This window comes from Anaerostipes sp., assembly GCF_018381315.1.
In the GTDB taxonomy this organism is placed as follows: Bacteria; Bacillota; Clostridia; order Lachnospirales; family Lachnospiraceae; genus Anaerostipes.
Genome location: NZ_JAGZSD010000050.1, coordinates 1 through 1,909, shown reverse-complemented (window position 1 = coordinate 1,909; position 1,909 = coordinate 1). Strand labels below are relative to the sequence as shown.

At 46.6% G+C, this 1,909-nt stretch carries 3 protein-coding genes; all 3 read left to right on the top strand.

Annotation, left to right across the window (positions count from 1 at the left end):
• The first annotated feature begins 364 nt into the window (after positions 1–364).
• Positions 365–778 (top strand): helix-turn-helix domain-containing protein, encoded by a 414-nt coding sequence (locus KH180_RS16635; protein ID WP_290762491.1) that lies wholly within the window; start codon positions 365–367, stop codon positions 776–778.
• 45 nt (positions 779–823) lie between these two features.
• The gene (locus tag KH180_RS16630) at positions 824–1,555 is read left to right on the top strand and encodes a CpsB/CapC family capsule biosynthesis tyrosine phosphatase (protein WP_290762489.1); all 732 of its coding nucleotides are present in this window, start codon (positions 824–826) and stop codon (positions 1,553–1,555) included.
• Between the two features lie 120 nt (positions 1,556–1,675).
• Positions 1,676–1,909 (top strand): Wzz/FepE/Etk N-terminal domain-containing protein (locus KH180_RS16625; RefSeq protein WP_290762487.1); only part of this gene is annotated, 234 nt, incomplete at its 3' end.

The following is a 1,909-nucleotide window of genomic DNA, read 5'->3' as shown; positions in this document are numbered from 1 at the left end:
GATATAAAATGGCGGCCTGAGAAACCGCTTCCGGTAAAGGTTGAACGGGACTTTTACGGAAGTTTTTTTGTCATGCCTATTTTTCCCGCAATTTTGACCTTGGAAAAGAGCCGGAAGGTAAAAGGGCTAAAGCTGCGAAGGAGCAGGCAGACAGGTTTTTAAGAGCCGTCAAAAAAATGGTCAAAAAATCAACAGAAGTGTAGAAAAGGGTACTGGCTGTACTTTTTCGCAAAAAGACAGATTTAGCGAAAACAGAATGCCGGAGCCATTTTTATTATAGGCTTCCGCAAAAAATGTTTTACAAGCCAGTTACAGAATACAACGATTGTACACCAGAACAAAGAGCGCCGGAAGGTGGGAAAGAATGGAAAAAGACACATATGACAGAAAAGCGGTGGGAAAGCGGATCCGGGAGAAACGCAGGCAGCTTGGGATCACAATGAAGGAAGCGGCGGAAAAACTGGGCAGGGTGCCTACTTATTATGCGGATATTGAAAGGGGAAACTGCGGGATGTCGGTAGAGACGATGATCGCGATTTCCAGGCTGTACCATATGTCACTGGACTATCTGATCCTTGGAAAAGAAGAGGGTGAACAGGCTGGTGCAGAGAAGAAAATGGAACGGACGGAAGAAACAGAGGCGGTATACCAGCTTTTGAACAATGTATCGAAGCGGGAAAGAATGTATGCGGCGAAGGTACTGCGGACATTTTTGATTGCCTGCAGCGATGTGGGGGCAAAGGAAGAGACGCTTCAGATGGACGGGGACGGACAGTAAGGGATTTTCAAAAACAGTAAAGATAACAGGATGGAACAGCAGGTTATGGAGGAATTTACAGATATTCATTGTCATGTGCTGCCCGGGGTGGATGACGGTGCGGAATCGATGGAAATGGCCCTGGACATGCTGCAGGCCGCAGCTGAGGAAGGTATCCGAAAAATAATACTGACGCCTCATCAGAAGGCGGACAGGAAGTGCGTTACTCCGGAGGGAATTGCCAGACGGATGATTTTGCTCCAGGAAGAGGCAAATAAAAAGAAAATTCCGGTAAAGCTGTATCCGGGGAATGAGATTTTTTACAGACATGGTCTGGGAGAGCTCCTGGAGCTGGGGAAAATAAGGACGCTGGCGGATTCCCGTTATGTGCTGGTGGAGTTCCTGCCCGGCGAGGATTTTGGGTATATACGGGATGCTTTAAACCGCCTCATTTCCTTTGGCTACTGGCCGGTAGTGGCGCATGTGGAAAGATATATGAATGTGGTAAAGGACCTGCGGAAAGCGGTGGAACTGAAGGAAGACACCGGGTGTTATTTTCAGGTGAATTCCGCAAGCGTGATGGGAGAATATGGTTTCGGAGAGAAAACGGTAACAAGGAAGCTGCTGAAACAAAAAGCCATAGATTTTGTAGGGACGGATGCCCACCGCAGTGAAGGTAAGCGGAGCCCGCGGCTGAAAGAATGCGCAGAATGGATGTACAAAAGGCTTGGAAAGGAATCTGCCGAAAAGCTTTTGATTGGGAATCCGCAGGCAATACTGGAGGACAGGGTGATTTAGGGCAGGGAGAAAATACAGACAGATACTGCAGATAGATTATGCAGATAGGTCAAATATTAAATCACAGACAGCAGATATTAAATTTTATCAGATAAGAAACAGGATGGGAGAAAGCAAGGGATGGAAGAGAATACAATACGCCAGACGGATGAAATTGAGATTGATTTATGGGAAATCTGTCTGGTGCTGATACATAATCTGGCATTGATTGTTTCGGTGGGAATCATGGCGGCGCTGGGGACATTTCTGTTTACCCAGCTTCTGGTGACACCTTCCTATGAATCCACCACGAAGATTTATATATTGAATAAGCAGGATAATAACGCAGTGACTTATTCGGATATCCAGCTGGGG